Origin of the sequence: Polaribacter sp. Z022, assembly GCF_023555495.1 — a bacterium.
GTDB lineage: Bacteria > Bacteroidota > Bacteroidia > Flavobacteriales > Flavobacteriaceae > Polaribacter.
Genome location: NZ_JALCZO010000001.1, coordinates 815,696 through 839,993 on the forward strand (window position 1 = coordinate 815,696; position 24,298 = coordinate 839,993).

Genomic DNA, 24,298 nt, shown 5'->3' on the forward strand with positions numbered 1-24,298 from the left:
ATTTATTTGTCAGAATCTTCTAAAACAAATTTATAACCTACACCTTTTACAGTTTTAAAATGGTCATCACCAATTTTTTCTCTTAATTTTCTAATATGCACGTCTATAGTTCTACCACCTACAACAACTTCATTACCCCAAACAGTATCTAAAATTACTTCTCTTTTAAATACTTTACCAGGTTTAGAAGTTAGCAAAGAAAATAATTCAAATTCTTTTCTAGGTAGAGATATTTTTTTACCGGCTTTATAAACTACATATTCGTCTCTATCTATTACAATATCACCAATTTTAAAAGTTTCATCACTTTCTTCTTCAGTTTTTAGTCTTCTTAATAAAGATTTTACTTTACTAACTAATACTTTAGGTTTAATTGGTTTGGTAATATAATCGTCTGCACCAGCTTCAAAACCAGCTACTTGTGAGTAGTCTTCGCCTCTAGCTGTTAAAAATGAGATAATTACATTTTCTAAAGATTTAATTTTTCTTATTTTTTCACAAGCTTCTATTCCATCCATTTCTGGCATCATTATATCTAGTAAGATTAACTGAGGAATATTCTTTTTAGCAGATTTTATTGCTTCTTGACCATTTGTAGCTGTAAAAACTTGATATCCTTCATTTTTTAAATTGTAACCTACAATTTCTAAAATATCTGGTTCATCATCAACTAATAAAATCTTAATATCACTTTTATTCATAAATAGATTTGTAAAACTATGAGTATCAAAAATAGTAATAAATATAGCACAATAACAACTACTTAACAATCATTTAATCTTTTCTTTGTTAGTTAACATTAAAATAACTTTACAAAAAAAAGATTTTAAGAATTTAACAGTTTCTTAAATACTTGTTTATTAAACAACAAATTAATTATTTCTTATCTTTACGTAATTAATTCACTTAATATTTATTTTATGAAAAAAAATTACTTTTTTACTTTATTGTTAACCTTATGTATAAGCTTTGTTTCGTTAGGACAGGTGCTTTTAACAGAGGATTTTACGTATGTTGATGGAAGTCTAGTTGGAAATGGCGCTTGGAAAAGTGTTGGAGGTACAGCTGGAGATTTTTTAGTTGCTTCAAACCAAGCTGTAGTTGAACATGGAACTCCAAGTGAAGATGTAGAAATTCCTTTTACCCAAGTTACTGGAGCTGTTTATGCTGGATTTAATTTTTCAGTAGATGATCTTGGAGCACCTTATAGTGGTACAGATAATGAATATTTTGCACATTTTGATTTTAAGGCAAGAATGGATGTGGTAGCTCCATCTGGAAGTGGTGATTTTAGTGTAGGTATTTCTTCAGGATCAGGTTCTGCAGAAGTTACCTGGGCAACAGATTTAACTTTTGGAACTAGTTACAGAGCAGTTTTAAAATATGATCAAGACACAGGTATTACTCAATTATGGATCAATCCAACAACATCAGCAGATACATCAATAACTACGTCAACAGCTAGTGTAGCTAATGTTAGTAACTTTGAATTAAGACAATCTGATTCATCAGAAAACGAAACAGTTAGAGTAGATGATTTGATGATTGGGCAAACTTTTACAGATGTTTTAGCTTTTGTAGCTGCAACTGATCCAGAATTATCAATTACTGGAATAAGTGAAAATGAAATATTTTCTCCAGAAACAACTAAAATCACAGCAGCTTTAAGTATAAAAAACTTCACTTTATCTGGAGATAATGGTTCTGGTATGAGTGATGGATCTGGAGATGGATACATTAAAACTACTTTTACTAAAACTGGAAATCCTGCAGAAGAAACTTCTTTTTTTACAACTACACCTCCAGATATTGAAGTTGAAGCAGGTGCAAGTTATTCTTTATCTGCAGAACTTGTAGATAATAGTGGAAATTCGTTAACTCCAGCTATTTCATCTTCTATTTCTTTTAGTGTTGCTTCTTATAATGTTGTAGCTGATATAGCAGCTTTAAGAGCTGGTAGTTCTGGAGATTTTTATGCACTTACAGGTGTAGAGGTAGTTATGACTTATAATGCTGGAAATTCTAGAAATCAAAAATATATTCAAGATGCAACAGGGGCTATCTTAATTGATGATACTTCAGGTGTAATAACAACGTCATATAACGTTGGTGATGGAATATCAGGTTTAAAAGGTAAATTAAGTTCATTTGGTGGCGTTATACAAATTGTTCCTCAAGTAGATCCTGGTGCTGCTACTTCAACAGGAAATACAATTACAGCTCAAGTTGTAACGATTGATGAATTAAATACTAATTTAAATAATTATGAATCTGAATGGGTTACAGTAGAAAATGTTAATTTTGCTGAAGCAGATGGTACAGCTACTTTTGCTGCTAGTACTAATTATAATATTTCAGATGGAACAAATACTTTAGTTTTTAGATCTGCTTTTAGTGGTTCTGATTTTATTGGATCAATAATACCTTCAAGTTCTGCTAGTGTTACAGGTTTAGCTGCTGAATATAATGGAACTTCACAATTATTTGGTACAAATTCTGCTAACATTGTATTAAGTACTTCTAAAAATGAAATTTTAGGTTTTGCTACATATCCAAACCCTATCACAAATAAAAGATTTACAATTTCTAGTAGTAATGCAGATTTAAAAGAAGTATCTATTTTTAATGTTTTAGGAAAAGAAGTGTTTTCAACTAGCTTTTCTGGATTAAATAAAAATATAGATGTATCTGCTATAACTTCTGGTGTTTATATCTTAAAAGTAACAGAAGCAGGTAAAACAGCAACTAAGAAATTGGTTGTGAGATAGTTTTATCTTCTTATAAATAATCAAAAAGCTCCGAAATTTTCGGAGCTTTTTATTTTTCACTATATTTAGTCAAGAAAAAGAAAACTTATTGCTATGAATTTGACTATCAAATTAAATGATATCCTGTTTTTGGATATAGAAACTGTACCCCAAAACGAAAACTGGAATCTTTTATCTAAAGAAACTCAAGAACTTTTTGAGAACAAAACAAAATATCAACGTAAAGATGATTTTACAGCTGAAGAGTTTTATGAACGTGCAGGAATTTGGGCAGAGTTTGGTAAAATAATCTGTATTTCTGTTGGTTATTTTGTAGACGTAGAAAATAATAAACAGTTACGAATAACTTCTTTTTTTGGAGATGATGAACATAAACTGTTATCAGATTTTAAAGTTTTATTAGATAAGCACTTTGTTAAAAAAAGTAATGTTTTATGTGCACATAATGGTAAAGAATTCGATTTTCCTTTTATAGCAAGAAGAATGATAATTCATCAAATAGAATTGCCTAAAAAGTTAAATTTATTTGGTAAAAAGCCATGGGAAGTACCTCATTTAGATACGTTAGAATTGTGGAAGTTTGGAGATTATAAGCACTATACCTCTCTAAAATTATTAACTTCAATTTTAGGAATTCCATCTCCAAAAGATGATATTGATGGAAGTGAAGTTGCACATGTTTATTATAAAGAAAAAAATTTGCAAAGAATAGTAGACTATTGTGAAAAAGATACAATAGCTGTTGCTCAAATTTTATTGCGTTTTAATAATCAAAAATTATTAGAAAAAGAAAATATTGTAAATGTTGATTAGCCTTCTAGTTTCATTGAAAGTTCTAACCAACGCTCTTCTTTTTGCTCTAAAGTATCAATGATTTTTTGTAGTTCTTCAGATTTTTCAGCAATATCTTCAGTAGTAATTTCTACATTTAAAAATTGTTTTTCAATGATATCTTTTCTTCTTTGAAGTCTTTCTATATCTGCTTCTAATGCACCAAACTCTCTTTTTTCATTAAAACTTAAAGAACTTTTTGTGTTTTTCTTTTCTACTTTTTCAACAATTTTGGTAGGTTTCACTTCTTTTAAAGCAGATGCATCATAAGCCCTAAAATCTGAGTAGTTTCCAGGAAAGTTTTCTACAATTCCTTCTCCTCTAAATACAAATAAAGCATCTACAATTTTATCCATAAAATATCTATCGTGAGAAACTACTAAAAGGTTTCCAGGATAATCTAACAAGAAATTTTCTAACACATTTAAAGTTACAACATCTAAATCATTAGTTGGCTCATCTAAAATTAAAAAGTTTGGGTTTTGTATTAAAACTGCACATAAATACAAACGTTTCTGTTCTCCTCCAGATAGTTTTTCTACAAAATCATATTGTTTCTTTTTGTCAAACAAAAATCGCTCAAGTAACTGAGAAGCAGAAATTCTTCTTCCTTTAGTTAATGGAATTTCTTCTCCAAATTCTTTTACAACTTCAATTACTTTTTGCCCTTCTTTTATTTCGATTCCTGCTTGAGTATAATACCCATATTTTACAGTTTCGCCTAAAATTACTTTACCAGCATCTACAGGAGCAGTTTGTGTAATAATATTTAAAAAAGAAGATTTTCCTGTTCCGTTTTTACCAATAATTCCAATACGTTCACCTCGTTTAAAAACATAATCGAAACCATCTAAAATCTTTTTGTCTCCAAAAGATTTATAAACTTTATGTAGTTCTAGAATTTTACTTCCTAAACGCTCCATATTAATTTCTAATTGAACCTGATGATCTTTTCTACGTTGATGTGCTTTTTCTTTAATCTTGTAAAAATCATCAGTTCTAGATTTAGACTTTGTTGTACGTGCTTTAGGTTGCTTACGCATCCAATCTAACTCTTTTTTAAACAAGCTTTTTGCTTTACTTAAATTTGTTGCTTCTAGAGCTAAACGTTCTTCCTTGTTTTGTAAATAATAAGAGTAATTTCCTTTGTATTTGTATATTTTACCTTCATCTAATTCTAAAATTTCGTTACAAACACGTTCTAAAAAATAACGATCGTGAGTAACCATAAATAAGGTAATCTTTTCTTTTGCAAAAAAATCTTCTAACCATTCAATCATTTCTAAATCTAAATGATTTGTAGGTTCATCTAGAATTAGTAAATCTGGTTTATTTATTAATACAATAGCTAAAGACAAACGTTTTCTTTGTCCACCAGAAAGCGATCCTACTTTTAGCGTTAAATCGTCTAATTTTAATTTAGATAAAATTTGTTTGTATTGTGTTTCAAAATCCCAAGCATTGTATTGATCCATTAAATCAAATGCTGCTTGATAAGCATCTGCATCATCAGGATTTTTTAAAGCATTTTCATATTGATTAACTATTGAAAGAATTTTATTATCAGTAGCAAAAATGGTTTCTTCAATTGTTAAATTTGGGTCTATATCATCTTTTTGTGCTAAATAAGCAATAGAAATTCCTTTTCTGCTAACTACTTGTCCAGAATCTGGTACATCTAATCCTGCAATAATGTTTAATATAGAAGTTTTACCACTTCCGTTTTTAGCAACAAAAGCAACTTTTTGATCTTTATTAATTCCAAAAGAGATGTCATCAAACAAGATACGCTCTCCATATGCTTTAGAAATATTTTCTACTGATAAGTAATTCACAAGTATTCTTTTTTGCAAAGAAACAAAAAACCCAAGTGTAAACTTGGGTTTTTGATATCATTTAATTTTATAGGAGGTTTTTTGGGGGATTGAAAAATTAAATGCCTTACTATGATATTGTAAAATTAAACCAAAAAAAGGTGCTTGTCAATCCCTGAAATCAGTGAAATTTTTTTCTCACTGAAAACAGTGAGATTATTCACTGAAAATGGTGATTAATCAATAGAATCAAATTTTTAAAATCTCTTAATTAATAGTATATTGCGACTTATAATATATCTATAAAAACTATGAAAATAATTGTGCCAATGGCTGGTATTGGTTCTCGTTTAAGACCACATACTTTAACAGTACCTAAACCTTTAACAGTAATTGCAGGAAAACCAATTGTACAACGTTTGGTGGAAGATATTACATCAGTAGTAAATCAAAAAATTGATGAAATTGCTTTTATTATTGGTCCAGCTGCTAAAGGGTTTCCAGCAGATACTTCAGAAAAATTAATTAAAATAGCTCAAGAATTAGGCGCTAAAGGTTCTGTATATGTACAAGAAGAAGCTTTAGGAACTGCACATGCTATTTATTGTGCTAAAGAATCTTTAAATGGACCTTGTGTTGTGGCTTTTGCTGATACTTTATTTAAAGCAGATTTTACTTTAGATGCTAATGCTGATGGAGCAATTTGGGTAAAACAAGTAGAAGATCCAAGTGCTTTTGGAGTTGTTAAATTAAATGATGGATATATTACCGATTTTGTTGAAAAACCTAAAGATTTTGTATCGGATTTAGCAATTATTGGTATTTATTATTTTAAAGACGGAGATAAAGTTAGAAATGAAATACAATATTTAATTGATAATGATCTTCGTGAAAATGGAGAATATCAATTAACAAACGTTTTAGAGTCATTAAAACAACAAGGAGCAAAATTTATTCCTGGTACTGTTAATGCATGGATGGATTGTGGTAAGAAAGACCCAACTGTAGATACAAATACACAAGTTTTAGGTTTTGAACAGAAAGCTGGTAATAATTTAGTTTCTAAAGATGTAGTTTTAGAGAATTCAGAAATTATTCAGCCTTGTTATATTGGTGAAAACGTTGTGCTTAAAAACACAAAAATAGGACCTTATGTTTCTATTGGGGCTAACAGTGTAGTAGAAAACTCTACTATTGTAAACTCATTAATACAAACTAATGTAGAAATTTCTAATGCAGATTTAGATAATGCTATGATTGGAAATCATGCAAAATATAATGGTAAATATACCTCTGTAAGTATTGGAGATTATACAGAATTAACATAAATGTATATAAATAAAAGGCAAAAAAATAAGAAAGAAAAGAAGGCTATTTATAATTATAAATTGGCTTTCTTTTCTTTTTTATTAGCTTTTTATTCTTTAAATAGTTTATCACAAGATAGTATTCCTGTTGCTGAAGATTTAACTGAAGAAAAAGAGTTGAAATTTCAGCAATTCTTTTTTAAAGCTTTATCAGAAAAATCGATTGGTAACTATCAAAAAGCTATTGAAAACTTAGAAAGTTGTAATCAGATTTTAAATGAAAATAATGCCGTTTTTTTTGAGTTTTCAAAAAATTACTTTCAATTAAATAAAACGTTATTAGCCAAAGAATATATTAATAGAGCTCTTATAAAAGAACCAAGTAATATATGGATGCTAAAACATTTGGTTAAAATTAATATTAAAGAAAAAGATTTTTCTGAAGCAATTCGTAATCAAAAAAAAGTTGTAGTTCTTAATTTAAAAGAAAGAGAGTTGCTTTTAAGATTGTATTTAAGAAACAGAGATTATGAAAATGCTGTTTTGTTAATGGATGAAATGGAACAAGAAAATGCTTTATCCTCAAACTTTAAGAGTTTAAAACTTAATTTAGAGAAAAAAACACGTAATACTGTTAAAAAACAAAAAGTTAATGATTCTGACTCTTTAATAGAGCAATTTAAAACTGATAAATCTTACCAGGTTTTAAAACAGTTATTAGAATTATATAAAACAAATCCACAAATTCTTTTAAAGTATTCTACTGAAGGAATGGCTCTTTTTCCTGCACAACCTTATGTGTATTTAATGAATGGAAAAGCATTAAATTATCAGAAAAGTTATAAAAAAGCGTTATTAAGTTTACAAAATGGTATCGATTTTGTAATAGAAGATAAAATGGAAGCAGATTTTTATAAAGAAATGGCAATTTCTTATAAAAATTTAGGAATGACTAAAGAGCAAAAAAAGGTTATTGAAAAATCTAAAAAATTAAAAAGTTAAGAATGAAGTTTATAAAGTATTTTGTTGTTTTTACCCTTGTTTTTGCTTCTTGTAAATCTAAAAAGAACTTAATGAGCGGGAGTATGGTTGCAGAAAAAATGTCGGCTAAAAAAGTAGCAAGAAAGCATATTGCATCTAACTTTGATAAAAAATCTATAGATGCAAAATTAAAAGCTAGCTTTAATAATGGAAAACTAAAACAAAGTATTTCTGTAAGCTTAAAAATGAAAAAAGATGAGGTAATTTGGTTAAAAGGAACCAAATTTATTACTGTATTTAAGGCAAAAATTACACCAACTTCAGTAAAATTTTATTCTCCTTATGCTAAAAATTATTTTGATGGAGATTTTTCTATGCTGAAAAAGTTATTAGGAACAGATATAAACTTTAATCAACTTCAAAATTTATTGTTAGGTCAATCTGTAATGAATGTTAAAGAAGAAAAACAAAATATAACTATAGAAAACAATTCTTATGTTTTATCACCAGAAAGTCAATCTTTATTGTTTGATATTTTCTTTGCTGTAAATCCTTCTCATTTTAAATTAGATAAACAATCAATTGTAAACGCTCAAAAAAATCAGAGATTAGATGTTTTTTATCCATCTTATAAACTAATTGATAATGCAGTTTTTCCTTCTAAAATTCAAATAAAAGCAAAACAACCTGGTAAATTTACAAATATTGATTTTACAGTAAAATCTGTAGTGTTTAATACAGAGTTAAACACCTCTTTTTCTATGCCTAAAGGTTATAAGCAAATAAAACTATAGTGAAAAGTAAAAAGTTTTACATACCGTTATTAATTTTTTTTCTAAGTGTTTTTTCTGTTATTGGTCAAACAAGAAAACAGTTAGAAGCTCAACGTAAAAAATTAAATAAAGAAATTAAACAGGTAAATGCATTACTTTTTAATGAAAAAAAGAAAGAAAAAAATGCTTTAGAAAATTTAAAAGATATCAATAAAAAAATTGAAGTTAGAGCTCAATTAATTTCTACAATTAATTCTGAAGCTAAAATTTTATCAAAAGAAATTACTGATAACGAAACTAAGCTTAAAAAGTTAAATAAAAATTTAGCAGATCTTAAAAAAGATTATGCAGATATGATATTTAAATCTTATAAAAGTAAGTCTCAACAAAGTAGAACTATGTTTTTGCTTTCTTCTCAAAACTTTTATCAGGCATATAAAAGATTAGAGTATATGAAACAATATACTTCTTTTAGAAAAACTCAAGGAGAAAATATTATTGTACAAACAAATATTGTAAAAAAATTAAATGACTCTTTATTGTATCAAAAAACAGTTAAGGACACTTTAATCTTATCAGAAAAAAGACAAAAAGAGCAAATAGAAGGAGATAGAAAAGATCAAGAACAATTAATTACTACTATTAAGAAAAAAGAAAATAAGTATAAGAAATCTCTTCAAAATAAAATTAAAGAAGAAAAAAAGATTGTTGCTAAGATTGATAAAAAAATTAAAGAAGAAATAGCAAGAGCAAATAGAATTGCAAGAGAAAAACTTAAAAATAAACCTAAAACAGTTAAGAAAAATGAGTTTATTTTAAGTCCAGAGGCAAAAGCACTAGCAACAAAGTTTGAATTAAATAAAGGTAAATTGCCTTGGCCTGTAAGTGAAGGTATTATTGTTAGAAAATTTGGAAAACAACCTCACCCAACATTTCCTGGTATTACAGTTAATGGAACTGGGTTGCATATTGTAACAAAAAAAGGGTTAAGTGCAGAAGCTATATTTAATGGTGTTGTTTTAAATATTTTGGTTAGTTCTGAAGGAAGAAAGAATATTTTAATTCAGCATGGAAATTATATATCATCATACAATAACTTAGAAAACACCTATGTTAAAAAAGGTGATAAAATAAAAACAGGCCAAAAAATTGGTCAAATATTTACAGATAAAGTTTCTAATAAAACAAAATTAATTTTTGTTTTATTTAAAAATACAACTCGTTTAAATCCTTCTTCTTGGATTTTAAGAAGGTAGTTTTATTTTTCTAAATTAAATTTGCTAAACAAAGCTTTTAAGGCAGTAGCATCATTTGGGTTTAATTTACCAGCTAAAACTAAACTTAGTTGTTTACGTCTTAAAGCACCTTCAAATCTTTCTTTTTCTATGTCAGTTTCAGGAATAATTTGTGGTATTTCTACAGGTTTCCCTATTTCATCTACAGCAACAAAAGTGTAAATACCTTCGTTAACTTTTGTTCTAGATCCAGATTGTCTGTCTTCTGTCCAAACATCAACGTAAGTTTCCATAGAAGATTTAAAAGCTCTAGAAACCTTAGCTTCTACAGTAACAACACTTCCTACAGGAATAGGTTTGCTAAAAGCAACATGATTTACAGATGCAGTAACAACAATTCTTCTAGAGTGTCTTCTTGCAGCAATACTACAAGCTCTATCCATTCTTGCCAATAATTCTCCACCAAAAAGATTGTCTAAATAGTTTGTTTCACCAGGTAAAACTAAATCCGTAAGAACAGTTAATGATTCTTTTGCAGTTTTTGCTTCCATAAAAAAATATTTTTGCAAAGATAGTAATCACTTATTTATAAAGTGAATATAAAATTGATAAGGAAAATTGAGTTAATGTTACTTTTTAATTAATAACCAAGCGTCTTTAGAAACAGTATCTTGAATCTTATAAAGATTATTGGTAGCTTCATTTCTGCTTGCATAACTATTAAAAGAAACTTGAGTAAGCCCCCATTTGTTAACACCTATAATTTTAGCATCAAAACCATTTGCTTTTAACTGTTTTACTTTTTTTTCTGCATTTTCAGCAAATTGAAAAGCACCAGCTATAATATGGTAAGGTTTAGAAACTTCTTTTTCTTTAGCAACATTTAAGTTAATAGTTGGTAAAGGATTAGAAATTACAAATGTTGCAGATTGAATCTTTTTTTGAAGTGCTTTTTCTTGATTAGCAAGTACTTCTTTCTGTTGTTTTTGTTGATATCCGTTTATAGCAGAAAAGCCTAATGTTAATAAAATTGCAGCAGTAGCAGCATATTTTATAAATGCAGGAATCTTCTTTTTTTCTTCTTTAACAAGAACAGGAGCTAAAGGTTTTACTTGTTGTTTGTATCTTGTAATTGCAGAAGATTCTACAGTTGTTAAACCAAAAGATTCTGTTAAGTAGTTAACAGTAGTATTTGGTTCAAAAACAATTTGTTTTTCTTCATTTAAACTTAAAACTCCTAAGTTTTCTATTTCTACAGCTTTAGATTGTAATTCGTTTTGCCATTTAATAACAGACAAAGAAATAGCTGTAGAGGCTTTTTCAAAAGAAATATTTTCTGCAGAAGCAATATAATTAGCTAATAAACCATCATTATGTTTTAATAGGTTGTTAAATGTAATTTGTTTTGTAGGTGCAGAAAAAGTGTGAGTAAAGTTATTCACTTTTGCTCCAATTTTATTGGTTACAAATCCTCCAAAATCTGGTACAATTACACAATCGTATCTGTATAATAAATCGTTTATATAAGTAGCTAATGTCATTATAACAAATATAGAGAATTTGGTGTTTTGTAAAAGAAAGTTCTCTAATATTTATCAACAAATATTTTTATATATTGGTATTCAAATTGTTACTGAATTGAAAGAAGAAAAATTACTTGCAATCTTAAGATTACAAAGATGTAAAGCTGTTGGCTCTATTTTGGCTAAGAAACTCATTGTAAATGTGGGAGATATAGAACAAGTTTTTAAAGAAAAAACAGCTGTTTTATCTAAAATTAACGGAATTGGAACACATGCTCTAAAACATCTTTTTGACACTAAAAACATCGAATTAGCAGAACAAGAGCTAAAATATATTAAAGAAAACAGTATAAATTATTCTTATTTTTTAGAAGATAATTATCCAGAAAATTTACAACATTGTATAGATTCTCCAATATTACTTTTTAAAGATGGAAACTTAGATTTTTCTAATAAAAAGATTATTTCTATTGTAGGTACAAGAAATATTAGTTCTTATGGAAGAGATTTTTGCAAGCAACTTATTAGTGATTTAGCAGAATACAATCCAATAATTGTTAGTGGTTTTGCATATGGTGTAGATATTTGTGCACATAAAGCTGCAATAGAAAATAACTTACAAACTATTGCTGTTTTAGCACATGGTTTTGAACAAATTTATCCAAAAGTTCATAAAAAATATATCAATCAAGTAAATGAAAATGGTGGTTTTTTAACCGAATTTTGGAGCGAAGAAACTCCTTTAAGAGAAAATTTTTTAAAACGAAATAGAATTGTTGCAGGTATTGCTAAAGCTACAATAATTATAGAATCTGCTTCTAAAGGTGGTTCTTTAGTAACTGCAGATATTGCAAACTCTTATGATAGAGATGTTTTTGCTGTTCCTGGTAGAAGTACAGATATTTATAGTAAAGGGTGTAATAATTTAATTAAAAACAATAGAGCACATTTACTAAACTCAGCTTCAGATATTGTTAAAATGTTAAATTGGGATGTTCAAGAAAAACCAAAACTAATTCAAAAACAATTATTTTTAGAATTAGATGAAAACGAACAAAAAATCTATGATCTATTACATGAAAAAGGACAACAATTATTAGATGTAATTTCTTTAGAATGTAATATTCCAATTTTTAAGCTTTCATCTATTTTACTTCAATTAGAATTAAAAGGAGTATTAAAACCTTTGCCAGGAAAGATGTTTGAAATAGTGTAGAGTCAAATTTTAATCCGTATTTTTGTTGTATATCCTTATTAAAATGGCAGAAAAACAAAAATTAATATCAAAAAAGAAACCCACTTTTCCTGTAAGTAAATTATTAGCTGCATTTTTAAAAAAACATAATAGAAGTACTAAAATTAGTATTTTATATAATGATTTGTTGCGTTTTCAGGGTTCTGTAAATGTGTATGATAAAAATGATGAGGATACACTTTGGGTAAGAACATATTATTCTGAGTGGGATAGAGAAGAAATAGATTTAAGTTTAAAACAAATTTATACAATCTTACACTCTGATGGTAATGATAATACAATTCCGTTTTTAAATATAGATGCAATTGATTTTTGTACGTTTGGTAACTCTAAACCTTTTAGAATAAAAGTTAGAAATATTTTAAATGATAATTTTACCTATTTCTATGTAAAACAAGCAGATGCTTCTCGTGTTTATGGTTTAGAATTAGAGCATATTTTATCTCCATACACCATTAACTATTTAGTGTATAAAGATACTTTAATAGAAGAGCATATTTCTGGAATTCCAGGAGATGATTTTATAGAAAACATACTTCCAACTTGTTCAAGGTCAGAGCAATCTCAAATAGCAAAAGAGTTTGTAAAATTTAAAGAAAGATGCTTTATTCGTCTTTTAGGAGATATGCGTTCTTACAACTATGTTATTACACCAATACACGATTTTGATAAAATTGTATATAAAATTAGAGCAATAGATTTTGATCAACAGTCTTTTGAAGGGAATTTAAAAGTTTACAACTTACAATTCTTAAAAGAAAACTTTAAAATGGTGCAAATGGTTGGTAAGAGGCTTCAAAACAGTTCTATAGAGCAATATAAAATTGAAGAACGTTCTTACATTGCAAAAAGAATGATTAGTTCTCCAGATAGAATTCAGCATATTGTTAGATGTATGAAACAAGATTCTATTTCTTTTCCAGAGCACATAGAATTATTAAAAAAAGGTTTAATAGATTATGTGCATGATGTTGAGTTTAGGAAATGTAAAAACATGGGAGAAATTTTAGAAACCATCTTAATATTTGTTAAGCGTAACTATTTAGATATTAGTGGAAAATAGTTTTTTTTGAAGCTGTTTCCTGCTTTTCACTATATCTTTTTTATGAAAAATAAAAAAGGATGTCGTTTCAATCAGGGCTAAACCTATTTGCTAGCTTTTTTACTTCTTACACTTTCAATAATAACTGTAAGCAAAATTAAACTACCACCAATATAAGTATTTAAGCTAGGTATTTCATTCACAAAAATATAGGCAATTATAATTCCAAATATTGGCTGAACACTACTAATTATACTTGCTGTAGAAACAGAAAAATGTTTTAAAGAACTCACTAACATTGTGTGTCCAATTGCAGTAGTTAATAGAGCAACTAGTAATAATAATGGTAATTGACTTTCAATATTCGAGAAATCACCAAAAAATAAAACAGGAATCAAGAATAAAGTAACTACAATCATTTGATAAAACATCAACATACTACCATTGTAATCTTTAACATGTTTTTTAATAGTAAGATTTCTAAGGGCATAACATAAGGCCGAAAAAATTCCGAATAAAATTCCTTTTAACTGATCGTTTTCTAAAGAAAAATCTGGCACAAGCATATAAACACCAAATAATACTAAAATTGCCAGAAAAACATGAATTGGGTTAAGTTTTTGCTTAGAAAAAAAAGGTTCTAATAATGCAGTAATAACAGGAAATGTATACATAGAAAGCATGCCAATTGCTACATTAGATAGTTTTAAAGCATAAAAATAAGTAACCCAATGAGCAGCCATAAAAAAGCCACTTATAATAAAAGAATAACCATCTTTTTTAGTTTGAACTTTTAAGTTTATTTTTTTAAATCGACAAAAAATATAAATAAAAATCGAAGCAAAACTAGCTCTACACAAAATAATTACTTCTGGAGATAAAGCAATGTATTTACCTAAAACTCCAGATGTACTTATAAAAAGCGTAGCTAAAATTAAAAGCGATAAGTTTTTAAAATGAGAATTTTCCATTTAAATATTTAGAAGTTTTACGAAGGTGTTTTTTTAATATTACTCTTTCCACTCTAAAGTTTCTACTAAATGCAAAATGTCTTTTTTAATATAATCTACAGCAGGTAAAACAGAATCGTAATTAGGTTTTATATAAAAATATAAAGACCCTTTTATAAAGTTTTTAGTACTATCTGTAATATGAAATTGAATTTGAGAAGCTGCATTACCAGTAATTTCATACATACTACCAAAAACTCTTTTTTGTGGGTTTACAAAGTCTTTAGGTATAATTTCTTCTGCTTTTACTGTATGTTTAAAAACCAATTTTTCTGCTTCTGTTAAAAGTTCGTTTAAGTTGTTTTTAATTGGTCTGTATGTTATATCTATAGAAGCTTTTAAGTTTGGGTATTTAATTTTTAACCAATTATTATTTTCATCAATAATTGTTGTATTTTCTAAAACATTAAAAGAGTAAGGTCTGTCTAAATTTAACTTTTTATATGCTTTTTCAGGATAATTTAAGCCTAAATATGCCTTTGGTTTGGGTAGTACTTCTTCTTTACAAGAAATAAAAAAGAGGATAAAAATTAATAGTAAAATGTTACGCATTTCTTGTAGCTTTAACTTGTTTAATACGTTTTTTGTCTAATGCTTCAATAGTAAACGTATAATTCTTAAAGTTTATTTTTTCTCCTTTTTTAGGAAACTTACCAGAAATTTCTAAAATAAAACCTGCCAAGGTTTCACTTTCTCCTTTTTCTTCTTCAAAAATATCTTCATCTTCATCATCTAAAACTCTACAAAAGTCTTTAATAGATGTTTTTCCTTCAAAAATATAGTTGTTGGCATCAATTTTAGAATAAGACAAATCATCATCATCAAATTCATCATTAATATCACCTACAATTTCTTCAATTACATCTTCTAAAGTAACCAAACCACTTGTACCTCCATATTCATCTACAACAATAGCTAAGTGATTTTTCTTTTCTCTAAAATCGCCTAACAAGTCATCTAATTTTTTGTTTTCTGGAACAAAAAAAGGTTCTCTAACTAGTTTTTGCCAATTAAAAGTGGTTTTGTTTAAGTGCGCTAACAAATCTTTAGCATACAAAACACCAATTATATTGTCTATGTTTTCTTTATAAACAGGGTTTCTTGAGTAGCCATTTTTTAGAATCTTATCTAAAACACCTTCATAAGATTCTTCATCAGAAAGTGCAAAAATATCTATTCTAGGTTTCATTATTTGTACAGTTTCAGTATTACCAAAACTTACAATTCCTTCTAGTATTTTTTGTTCATCTTTAGTTGTTGCTCCTTCAGATGTTAGCTCTAATGCTTGCGATAATGTTTCTACAGAAAAGTTATTGTTTTTACTTCCTAATTTATTTTCAATCCATTTTGTTAATGTAATTAATGGCAAACTAAAAGGAGTTAATAAAATATTTACTGTATGTATAAACTTAGACATTATTTTAGAAAAACGAAGTGAATTTCTAGATGCGTAAACTTTAGGTAATACTTCTCCAAATAAGAGAATTAAAAAGGTAACTAGAACAATTTCTATAAAAAAACGAACAGGAATTGTTATAAAATTTAGGTCTATTTCATAATTAAAACCACCAAATAAGGTTTCTGCCAAAGAAGCAAAAAGCAACACAATTAAAATATTTATAAAATTATTGGTTATTAAAATTGTTGCTAATAATTTTCGCGGTTTTTCTAATAAAGTAACAACTATATTCTCTTCTTTTCCGTTGTTAGAAAGTTCGTTTAAATCTGTTTGAGAAAGTGAAAAAAAAGCTACTTCTGTACCAGAAACTAATGCAGAACTAATTAGTAAAGCTACTAAAGCAATACAATTAAGAGTAGTTAATAAATCTATAGATGCTAAAAATAAAAACAAAATTTCGGGATCTGGGTCCAAATGCTATTTATTAGGTTAATTAAAATGGTAAATCATCATTTTCTTCTGGTTCTACAGCTTTTGGAGCTGTTACAGAAGGTTGTTGAATAGGTTGTGGGTTATTGGTGTTTTCTAAACTTCTTTTATTAGAAAGCATTGTCATTTCATTTACTTGTATTTCAGTTGAATAACGTTTTACGCCATCTTGTTCCCATTGTCGGTTTTTTAATTTCCCTTCAACGTAAATTTTATCTCCTTTTGTTAAGTATTTTTCACAAACTTTTGCAAGTCCATTTCTAACAACAAGGTTGTGCCAATCTGTAGTTGTAACTTTTTCTCCAGTTTGCCTGTTTGTATAGCTTTCACTGGTTGCAATAGGAAATCTTCCAACACAATTTTGATCATCAAAATAATGCATTTTAACGTCATCACCTAAATTACCTATTAAAATTACTTTGTTTATTGTTCCTGCCATAGCTTGTGTTTTTCTATATCAAAAGTAATAAAAATATCACTTACTTTATTGATTGAAAATTTTCTAAAAATTTTGCAATTAAAATCGGAACTGGAAATTTTTCAATTTCAGTCCAATTTATTGATGCATCAGTATGGTTTTTAGTTTCTATTACCCAAAATTGTGTATGTAAATGTTGATGAGAAAGTTTATGTACAATCTCTTTTTTGTTGAACAATGAAATTGTGGTTTCTTCAGGAAATAAATTGATAAAATCTTCAGTTGAAATTAATTCTTCTTTTTGTATTTTTTTATCGGTTTCAATTAATGGAAATTGATATAAACCTTGCCAAATTCCTTTTCCAGTTCTTTCAGATAAAATTGTTTTATTGTTGTTGGTTTTAATAACCAAGAAATTAAAGTATCTTTTTTTGATTTTAATTTTTTTCTCTTTTATGGGTAATTCTTTTGTGATATTTTTTTCTAAAGCAATACAACTGTCAGAAAAAGGGCAAGTTTGGCAAAGAGGATTTTGTGGTTTACAATGCAATGCTCCAAAATCCATAATGGCCTGATTATAAGTTCCTGGTTGTTTATTGTCTATTAAAGATTGTGCTAAAACTTTAAATTCTTTTATACCCTTAGATGAATTAATAGGTGTTTTAATTCCGAAATAACGCGAAAGAACTCTATAAACATTTCCATCAACAACTGCAGTTGGTTCGTTAAAACAAATAGATGCAATTGCAGAAGCTGTATAATCTCCAACACCTTTTAGGTTTATGATGTCATTATATGTAGCAGGAAAAATTCCATTTAATTCGTTTGCAATAAATTTTGCAGAGAAGTGTAAATTTCTTGCTCTAGAATAATAACCTAGCCCTTGCCACATTTTTAAAACTGTACTTTCATTAGCGTTGGCAAGATCAAAAACAGTAGGAAAAGTTTCTGTAAATTTTAAATAATAAGACAAACCTTGAGCAACTCTTGTTTGCTGTAACATAATTTCTGACAGCCAAATAAAATATGGGTTTTTGCTTTTACGCCAGGGTAAATCTCTGTTGTTTTGTAAGTACCAGTAAATTAATGTGTTAGAAAATTTCATTTTAAAAAAATAGATTTGCAATATTACATTATAAAATTCACATAAATTTAAGTGTTATTGTTTTTGGAATTGATTAATTATCATATATTTGCATCCGCATTTTTGAAATTAAATTAATAAAAAAATAGTAAAAATAGAGACATGACGAAAGCAGATATCGTATCAAAAATTTCAGATAAATCAGGAATAGAAAAAACAGATGTGTTAGCAACTGTTGAAGCATTCATGACTGAAGTGAAGGATGCATTAGAAAATGGCGATAACGTTTATTTAAGAGGTTTTGGTAGTTTTATTATCAAAACTAGAGCAGAAAAGACAGGTAGAAATATTTCTAAAAATACTACTATTAAGATTCCTGCACACAATATACCAGCTTTTAAACCAGCTAAAACTTTTACTGAAGGAGTAAAAAGTAAAGTATCAGTTAAGTAATAAAATATTAATCTAAACCTAAATAGGGTTTAATAAACAACAGAACATTATGCCAAGTGGTAAAAAAAGAAAGAGAGCTAAGATCTCTACACACAAAAGAAAGAAAAGAGCTAGAGCAAATAGACACAAGAAAAAGTAAGCATTCGCTTACTTTTTCGTTTATAGTTTAGCGAAAAAACAAAAAGTTCATTGACATAAGAGGTTAAACTAACCTCGCATGGTATTACTAATACCTGACAATATTAATCCATCTACACAATTTATGTGTAGTGTTAAAACCAGTTCAGTATGAAAACAGAATTAATAATTCGTTCAAATTCATCTGATATTGATTTTGCCTTATTAAGAGATGGAAAACTTATTGAATTAAATAATGAAACAACAGGTAATAAATTTTCTGTTGGCGATATTTTTTTAGCCAAAATAGGAAAAGTATTAACTGGTTTAAATGCAGCCTTTGTAAATGTAGGTTATCCAAAAGATGGGTTTTTACATTATCATGATTTAGGTGCGCAAGTAAACTCATTAAATTCATTCATTAAGAAAGTAAGCACAGGTAAGTATAAAGAATTCACTTTAAAAAACTTCCGAAAGGAAGAAGACATTAACAAAGACGGTAGTATTAATAATGTACTAAAATCAGGACAAAACCTTTTAGTACAAATAGTAAAAGAACCAATTTCTACAAAAGGACCAAGATTAAGTTCAGAGTTGTCTATAGCAGGTAGATATTTGGTTTTAGTTCCTTTTTCTAACCGAGTTTCTGTTTCTCAAAAAATAGCAGACCCAAAAGAAAAAGAACGTTTAAAAAGATTAGCAAAAAGCATTAAACCTAAAGGATTTGGTGTTATTTTAAGAACTGTTGCAGAAGGGAAAAAAGTAGCAGAATTAGATAAAGATTTACAAAACTCTCTAGATCGTTGGAAAAATATGTGTAAAAGCATACCCAATACAAATACACCAACAAAAATATTGAGCGAACTTAACAGAGCATCTTCAATTTTAAGAGATGTTATGAATGAATCTTTTACTAGTATTGTTACAAATGATGAAACTTTACAGATAGAAATTAAAGAATATCTACAAGAAATTTATCCTGAAAAGGAAAAAATTGTAAAGTTGCACAAGTCTGAAACTCCTATTTTTGAAAAATATGGTATAGAAAGACAAATTAAAACCTCATTTGGAAAAACAGTTTCTATGAGCAGAGGAGCCTATTTAGTTATAGAGCATACTGAAGCTTTACACGTTATTGATGTTAATAGCGGTAACCGTTCTAATAAAGCTGGTTCTCAAGAAGATACTGCATTAGAAGTAAATTTAATATCAGCTACAGAAATAGCTCGTCAATTACAATTACGTGATATGGGAGGAATTATAGTTGTAGATTTTATTGATATGCATAAGGCTGAAAACAGAAACAAATTGTATCAGCATCTAAAAGAACAAATGGCTTTAGATAGAACAAAGCACAAAATATTACCTCCAAGTAAATTTGGTTTGGTACAAATTACAAGACAAAGGGTAAGGCCTGAGTTAAGTATAAAAACTACCGAAACCAACCCAAATAAAAATGGAGAAGTAGAAGCACCAATAGTCTTGTTAGACAAAATTGAAGCAGATTTAGAGAAATTTATGTCAAACTCTAAAAATAAAAAAGTACAATTACATGTACATCCTTTTATTGCTGCTTATCTAACAAAAGGAATAAATTCTATTCGTTTTAAATGGTATTTAAAACACAAAAAGTGGATTACTATTATACCTCGTGACGCTTACACATACTTATATTATAGATTTAAATCTGTAAAGACTAAATAATATAATATAAAGGCAATAATTTATTATCAAAAAACCCCGCAACTATTAAGTTGCGGGGTTTTGTATTTTATTTAATAATTAAATTATTTCTTTTCTTTAATTAAATACATGTATACAGGATAATGATCTGAATAACCACCTGTGTATCCTCCATCTGCAAAACTTCTAAAAGGATACCCTTTGTATTTTCCTTTTTTACCACTTAAAAAACGTTTATTAAAAATCATAGCTTTAAACATTTTATAGCTAGAAAAATCTTTTTCTCCTTTATCTAAAAGAGGAGAAGAAATTAAAATCATATCAAACAGATTTAAATTATCTCTATAAGCTAAAGTGTTAAAACCTCTTCTATGTAAATCTTCATAAGGATTGTAGATGTCTTTTTCTCCAACATTTTTCTTTCTACTTTTAGTTTTTAACACCTTTTTAAAGCTAGAATTTATAGGGTCATCATTAAAATCTCCCATTGTTAAAATTTTAGCATTAGGGTCTTTTTCTCTAATTTGTTCAATAATCTTTGTGTTTTGATAAGCCGCTTTTTCACGTAAAGGTCTGCTTTTTGCTTCACCACCACTTCTAGAAGGCCAGTGATTTACTATTACATGTATTAACTCATCATCTAAATAACCAGATACTAATAATTGATCTCTTGTATAAACTTTATATCCATCTCTATAAATATTTGGATTAAACGCTTCATGATGAATTGGTTTAAAATATCTTTTCTGATATAATAAAGCTACATCAATACCTCTTTTATCTGGAGAATCATAATGTATAATGCCATAGTTTTTCTTTGCCAAATGTTTAGATTTTACTAAATCTTCTAATACACTTAAGTTTTCTACTTCAGAAACACCAATTATTGCAGGACTTGTTTTAGCTTTTTCAGTTCCAATTTGAGCAATAGTACTACCTAATTTGTCAATTTTGTCCCAATAAACTTTAGATTTATTAGATTTTAATTCCATCATTGGGCTAGCTTCATCATTCTTTGTAACATCATTAATGGTGTCAAAAAGATTTTCTACATTATAAAATGCGATTGTTCTAATATTATATTTTTTACCTTTCTTTTGAGAAAATACTAACGTAGATGTTAGTAAGAAAATAAATAATAAGGATAGATTTTTTTTCATTTTTTTAGTTTTACTATACAAACATATAAAACAAAAGTTAAGCCAAAAATTATATATTGATAATTTAACATTTAGATGTGTTAAAAAGCGTTAAATTTGTTAACGATTTAATAGGAAATTTTATTAAAAATACAAACAAACGTTTATGAGAAAAATTGTCGTTTCAATGTTTTTGCTTTTGTTCTTAGTTATAGGATTACAAGCGCAAAATATTGTAAAAGGAGTTGTGTCAGATGGCGATTCCGAGAAACCTCTGCAAAATGTTTTGGTAAGTGTTAATAGTACAACAGTAAGTCAAACTACAGGAATTGACGGAGTTTTTGTGCTTAAAAATTTATCAAACGGAACTTATGTTGTAGAGATTAAATTAAAGGGTTATGAAACTCAAAATTTTCCAGTAGAACTTTCTGGAAAAGCAGTTGATTTAGGAACTATTTTATTATATGAAGATATTTCTGAAGAACAAGATTTAAGTATTGTTACCATTACTGATGATGAATTAAATGATGATGCAAGTGCTGCTGATAATATTTCTGGGTTGTTACAAGCCTCTAGAGATATTTATTTAAGAACTGCTGCTTATGAATTTAGTTCTTCTTTTTTTAGAATTAGAGGTTTAGATTCTGAAAACGGAAAACTTTTAATTAACGGTTTAGACATGAACAAACTTTATAGTGGTAGACCACAATGGAGTAATTGGGGAGGTTTAAATGACGTTTTAAGAAATCAAGAATTTAGTACAGGTTTAACAGCTTCTGCATATACTTTTGGTGGTATTTTAGGTTCTACAAATATTGATGTTAGAGCTTCAAAACAAAGAGCAGGAACTCGTATTTCTTATGCTTCTTCAAACAGAAGTTATGCTCATAGAGCAATGGTTACTCATTCTTCTGGATTGTCAGAAAAAGGTTGGGCTTATACTGTAGCAGCTAGTAGAAGATCTGGTAATGAAGGTTATGTAGATGGTACAATGTATAATGCAACTTCTATGTTTCTTTCTTTAGAAAAGAAATTTAATGATAGGCATAGTCTTAATTTTACATCTATTACAGCTTTTAATAGAAGAGGTAAATCTGCACCACAAACTCAAGAAGTTTTTGATTTAAAAGGAATTAAATACAATTCTTATTGGGGGTATCAAGATGGTAAAATTAGAAATTCTCGTATAAAAGAAGTTTCTGAACCAATTTTAATGTTAAATCATTATTGGGATTTAGATGAAAATACATCTATCAACACAAATGTATCTTATCAGTTTGGAAAAACTGGAAACAGTAGAATTGATAATAACGGAACAAGAGTAGATGGTACTGCTTTAGATGGAAATGGGAATCCTTATATTGTAAATTTAGGAGCTTCAAATCCAGATCCTACTTATTACCAAAAATTACCTAGTTATGGTTTAAGACAAGGATATTCTAATATTTATGGTATTCACCAAAACTTTGTAAATAATGGACAATTAGATTGGAACAGTTTATATAACGCTAATTTAAATCCATATAACCAAGGTAATTCTTCTTATGTTTTATATGAAGATAGAAATGATGATACTCAATTTACAGTTAATAGTATTTTAAATAAAGAAGTATCAGAAAATATAACTTTAAATGCAAGAGTTCAATATACTAGATTAAAATCTAAGAATTTTGCAGAAGTTATAGACTTATTAGGAGGTACAGGTTATTTAGATGCAGATTCTTTTGCAGATTCTTTTGATGAAAAACAAAATGATTTATTAAACCCATTGAATGTTGTTGGTGTTGGAGAAAAATTTAAGTACAACTTTAATTTATATTCTAATGTTGTTGATGGTTTTGTACAAAGTCAGTTTAAATATAATAAAGTAGACTTCTTTGTTGCTGCAAGTGTATCAACTACTTCTCATCAAAGAGATGGGTTATTTCAAAACGGAGGTTTTGCAAACAACTCTTTAGGAAAATCAGAAAAGTTGTCTTTTACAAATTACGGAGCAAAAGCTGGGGCAACTTATAAATTATCTGGACGTCATTTATTTGATTTTAATGCAGGTTATTTAACAAAAGCACCAAACTTAAGAAACTCATTTTCTAACTCAAGAGAAAATAATAGTACTGTAGATAACTTAACAAGCGAAAAAGTTTTATCTGCAGATGCAAGTTATATATTTAGAAGTCCAATTGTACAAGCTAAATTATCTGGTTATTATACTAAAGTTCAAGATGCAACAGAAATTTCATTTTTCTTTGCTGATGGAATTGGAGGAGATAACACAGCATTTGTACAAGAAATTTTATCAGGAATTGATAAAAAACATTTTGGAGCAGAATTTGGTATAGAGGCACAAGTAACACCAACTATAAAACTAAAAGGTGCTGCAAATGTTGGTCAGTATACTTATGATAATAACCCAAATTTATATTTAACAACAGAAAACAATACACGTTCTAATGATGCTGGTTTTGTTAATGGACGTAAAGATTTTGGAGAAGCTAATCTTAAAAACTATAAATTAGCTGCAGGACCACAAACAGCATATTCTGTAGGTTTTGAGTATAGAGATCCAGATTATTGGTTTGTAGGTGCAACTGCTAACTTCTTTGATAATGTTTATGTAGATATTGCTCCTTTAACTAGAACATCTAATTTTGCAGATGATGGAGGAGTTCCTTTTAACGATTATGATGTAGATGTTGCAAGAGAATTACTACAACAAGAAAAATTTGATAATTATATGGTTGTAAATATGATTGGAGGAAAATCTTGGAAAATAGGAAATCAATACATTAGTGTATTTGCAAGTGTTGGTAACCTTTTTAATACTAAATATAAGTCTGGTGGTTTTGAGCAAGGAAGAAATGCTAATTATAGACAGTTAAAAGAAGACAAAGAACTAGATACACCTGTATTTGGAAACAAGTATTGGTTTGGTAGAGGAACAAATTATTTCTTAAATTTAAATTACAGATTCTAAAAA

21 protein-coding genes are annotated in these 24,298 nt (G+C 27.8%); 11 read left to right on the top strand and 10 right to left on the bottom strand.

From position 1 onward, the window contains the following. Positions 1 to 2: 2 nt before the first annotated feature. Positions 3 to 701: a response regulator gene (locus tag MPF13_RS03495; RefSeq protein WP_249980929.1), complete on the bottom strand. Its 699-nt coding sequence runs from the start codon at positions 699 to 701 to the stop codon at positions 3 to 5. Positions 702 to 920: 219 nt separating this feature from the next. On the opposite strand from MPF13_RS03495, the gene MPF13_RS03500 reads away from it, so the two are divergent. After that, the gene (locus tag MPF13_RS03500; protein WP_249980930.1) at positions 921 to 2,768 is read left to right on the top strand and encodes a T9SS type A sorting domain-containing protein; all 1,848 of its coding nucleotides are present in this window, start codon (positions 921 to 923) and stop codon (positions 2,766 to 2,768) included. Positions 2,769 to 2,861: 93 nt separating this feature from the next. Further along, entirely contained in the window at positions 2,862 to 3,581 is a 720-nt protein-coding gene (locus MPF13_RS03505; protein WP_249980931.1) for a 3'-5' exonuclease, read from the top strand. Here MPF13_RS03505 and MPF13_RS03510 read toward each other — a convergent pair. Beyond that, positions 3,578 to 5,434, bottom strand: coding sequence for an ABC-F family ATP-binding cassette domain-containing protein (locus tag MPF13_RS03510; RefSeq protein WP_249980932.1), 1,857 nt, complete (start codon positions 5,432 to 5,434; stop codon positions 3,578 to 3,580). The genes MPF13_RS03505 and MPF13_RS03510 overlap by 4 nt on opposite strands. 290 nt (positions 5,435 to 5,724) lie before the next feature. Between MPF13_RS03510 and MPF13_RS03515 the strand changes: the two genes are divergently transcribed. The 4 genes from MPF13_RS03515 to MPF13_RS03530 are packed head-to-tail and all read left to right on the top strand — an operon-like array spanning position 5,725 to position 9,730. After that, the gene (locus MPF13_RS03515) at positions 5,725 to 6,741 is read left to right on the top strand and encodes a sugar phosphate nucleotidyltransferase (protein ID WP_249980933.1); all 1,017 of its coding nucleotides are present in this window, start codon (positions 5,725 to 5,727) and stop codon (positions 6,739 to 6,741) included. Continuing rightward, the gene (locus MPF13_RS03520; protein WP_249980934.1) at positions 6,742 to 7,722 is read left to right on the top strand and encodes a tetratricopeptide repeat protein; all 981 of its coding nucleotides are present in this window, start codon (positions 6,742 to 6,744) and stop codon (positions 7,720 to 7,722) included. Positions 7,723 to 7,724: 2 nt separating this feature from the next. Then, on the top strand, positions 7,725 to 8,495 hold the full coding sequence (gene lolB1 / locus MPF13_RS03525) for a lipoprotein insertase outer membrane protein LolB1 (RefSeq protein WP_249980935.1): 771 nt from the start codon (positions 7,725 to 7,727) through the stop codon (positions 8,493 to 8,495). Next, positions 8,495 to 9,730, top strand: a complete 1,236-nt coding sequence (locus MPF13_RS03530) for a murein hydrolase activator EnvC family protein (protein WP_249980936.1) — start codon at positions 8,495 to 8,497, stop codon at positions 9,728 to 9,730. Before lolB1 ends, MPF13_RS03530 begins: the two co-directional genes overlap by 1 nt. Before the next feature lie 2 nt (positions 9,731 to 9,732). On the opposite strand, the gene MPF13_RS03535 is transcribed toward MPF13_RS03530, so the two are convergent. Then, on the bottom strand, positions 9,733 to 10,260 hold the full coding sequence (locus tag MPF13_RS03535) for an acyl-CoA thioesterase (RefSeq protein ID WP_249980937.1): 528 nt from the start codon (positions 10,258 to 10,260) through the stop codon (positions 9,733 to 9,735). A 78-nt stretch (positions 10,261 to 10,338) separates the two neighbouring features. After that, complete coding sequence (locus MPF13_RS03540; RefSeq protein ID WP_249980938.1) at positions 10,339 to 11,250, bottom strand: HU domain-containing protein; 912 nt, start codon at positions 11,248 to 11,250, stop codon at positions 10,339 to 10,341. Between the two features lie 97 nt (positions 11,251 to 11,347). Between MPF13_RS03540 and dprA the strand changes: the two genes are divergently transcribed. Next, a complete protein-coding gene (gene dprA / locus MPF13_RS03545; RefSeq protein ID WP_249980939.1) occupies positions 11,348 to 12,448 on the top strand; it encodes a DNA-processing protein DprA in 1,101 nt (366 codons plus the stop codon). 43 nt (positions 12,449 to 12,491) lie between these two features. Next, positions 12,492 to 13,550: a hypothetical protein gene (locus MPF13_RS03550; RefSeq protein ID WP_249980940.1), complete on the top strand. Its 1,059-nt coding sequence runs from the start codon at positions 12,492 to 12,494 to the stop codon at positions 13,548 to 13,550. An 83-nt stretch (positions 13,551 to 13,633) separates the two neighbouring features. On the opposite strand, the gene MPF13_RS03555 is transcribed toward MPF13_RS03550, so the two are convergent. The 5 genes from MPF13_RS03555 to mutY are packed head-to-tail and all read right to left on the bottom strand — an operon-like array spanning position 13,634 to position 17,950. Beyond that, a complete protein-coding gene (locus MPF13_RS03555; RefSeq protein ID WP_249980941.1) occupies positions 13,634 to 14,500 on the bottom strand; it encodes a DMT family transporter in 867 nt (288 codons plus the stop codon). 39 nt (positions 14,501 to 14,539) lie between these two features. After that, positions 14,540 to 15,091 carry a gliding motility lipoprotein GldD gene (gene gldD / locus MPF13_RS03560; protein ID WP_249980942.1) on the bottom strand — a complete coding sequence of 184 codons (552 nt, stop codon included), beginning with the start codon at positions 15,089 to 15,091 and terminating at the stop codon, positions 14,540 to 14,542. Beyond that, a complete protein-coding gene (locus MPF13_RS03565) occupies positions 15,084 to 16,412 on the bottom strand; it encodes a gliding motility-associated protein GldE (protein ID WP_249980943.1) in 1,329 nt (442 codons plus the stop codon). Before MPF13_RS03565 ends, gldD begins: the two co-directional genes overlap by 8 nt. Before the next feature lie 19 nt (positions 16,413 to 16,431). Continuing rightward, a complete protein-coding gene (locus MPF13_RS03570; RefSeq protein ID WP_249980944.1) occupies positions 16,432 to 16,866 on the bottom strand; it encodes a single-stranded DNA-binding protein in 435 nt (144 codons plus the stop codon). Between the two features lie 40 nt (positions 16,867 to 16,906). Next, positions 16,907 to 17,950 carry an A/G-specific adenine glycosylase gene (mutY, locus tag MPF13_RS03575; protein ID WP_249980945.1) on the bottom strand — a complete coding sequence of 348 codons (1,044 nt, stop codon included), beginning with the start codon at positions 17,948 to 17,950 and terminating at the stop codon, positions 16,907 to 16,909. A 141-nt stretch (positions 17,951 to 18,091) separates the two neighbouring features. Between mutY and MPF13_RS03580 the strand changes: the two genes are divergently transcribed. Further along, positions 18,092 to 18,382, top strand: coding sequence for an HU family DNA-binding protein (locus MPF13_RS03580; RefSeq protein WP_249980946.1), 291 nt, complete (start codon positions 18,092 to 18,094; stop codon positions 18,380 to 18,382). Positions 18,383 to 18,670: 288 nt separating this feature from the next. Beyond that, positions 18,671 to 20,203: an Rne/Rng family ribonuclease gene (locus tag MPF13_RS03585; RefSeq protein WP_249980947.1), complete on the top strand. Its 1,533-nt coding sequence runs from the start codon at positions 18,671 to 18,673 to the stop codon at positions 20,201 to 20,203. Between the two features lie 83 nt (positions 20,204 to 20,286). Here MPF13_RS03585 and MPF13_RS03590 read toward each other — a convergent pair whose 3' ends face one another. Next, on the bottom strand, positions 20,287 to 21,342 hold the full coding sequence (locus MPF13_RS03590) for an endonuclease/exonuclease/phosphatase family protein (protein ID WP_249980948.1): 1,056 nt from the start codon (positions 21,340 to 21,342) through the stop codon (positions 20,287 to 20,289). 145 nt (positions 21,343 to 21,487) lie between these two features. On the opposite strand from MPF13_RS03590, the gene MPF13_RS03595 reads away from it, so the two are divergent. Then, positions 21,488 to 24,295, top strand: coding sequence for a carboxypeptidase-like regulatory domain-containing protein (locus tag MPF13_RS03595; protein WP_249980949.1), 2,808 nt, complete (start codon positions 21,488 to 21,490; stop codon positions 24,293 to 24,295). The last annotated feature ends 3 nt before the right edge of the window (positions 24,296 to 24,298 follow it).

Coding starts and splice junctions, on each gene's coding strand:
- MPF13_RS03495 (WP_249980929.1), bottom strand. CDS start 701: ATGAATAAAAGTGATATTAAGATTTTATTAGTTGATGATGAACCAGAT.
- MPF13_RS03500 (WP_249980930.1), top strand. CDS start 921: ATGAAAAAAAATTACTTTTTTACTTTATTGTTAACCTTATGTATAAGC.
- MPF13_RS03505 (WP_249980931.1), top strand. CDS start 2,862: ATGAATTTGACTATCAAATTAAATGATATCCTGTTTTTGGATATAGAA.
- MPF13_RS03515 (WP_249980933.1), top strand. CDS start 5,725: ATGAAAATAATTGTGCCAATGGCTGGTATTGGTTCTCGTTTAAGACCA.
- MPF13_RS03520 (WP_249980934.1), top strand. CDS start 6,742: ATGTATATAAATAAAAGGCAAAAAAATAAGAAAGAAAAGAAGGCTATT.
- lolB1 (WP_249980935.1), top strand. CDS start 7,725: ATGAAGTTTATAAAGTATTTTGTTGTTTTTACCCTTGTTTTTGCTTCT.
- MPF13_RS03535 (WP_249980937.1), bottom strand. CDS start 10,260: ATGGAAGCAAAAACTGCAAAAGAATCATTAACTGTTCTTACGGATTTA.
- MPF13_RS03540 (WP_249980938.1), bottom strand. CDS start 11,250: ATGACATTAGCTACTTATATAAACGATTTATTATACAGATACGATTGT.
- MPF13_RS03550 (WP_249980940.1), top strand. CDS start 12,492: ATGGCAGAAAAACAAAAATTAATATCAAAAAAGAAACCCACTTTTCCT.
- MPF13_RS03555 (WP_249980941.1), bottom strand. CDS start 14,500: ATGGAAAATTCTCATTTTAAAAACTTATCGCTTTTAATTTTAGCTACG.
- gldD (WP_249980942.1), bottom strand. CDS start 15,091: ATGCGTAACATTTTACTATTAATTTTTATCCTCTTTTTTATTTCTTGT.
- MPF13_RS03570 (WP_249980944.1), bottom strand. CDS start 16,866: ATGGCAGGAACAATAAACAAAGTAATTTTAATAGGTAATTTAGGTGAT.
- mutY (WP_249980945.1), bottom strand. CDS start 17,950: ATGAAATTTTCTAACACATTAATTTACTGGTACTTACAAAACAACAGA.
- MPF13_RS03580 (WP_249980946.1), top strand. CDS start 18,092: ATGACGAAAGCAGATATCGTATCAAAAATTTCAGATAAATCAGGAATA.
- MPF13_RS03585 (WP_249980947.1), top strand. CDS start 18,671: ATGAAAACAGAATTAATAATTCGTTCAAATTCATCTGATATTGATTTT.
- MPF13_RS03590 (WP_249980948.1), bottom strand. CDS start 21,342: ATGAAAAAAAATCTATCCTTATTATTTATTTTCTTACTAACATCTACG.
- MPF13_RS03595 (WP_249980949.1), top strand. CDS start 21,488: ATGAGAAAAATTGTCGTTTCAATGTTTTTGCTTTTGTTCTTAGTTATA.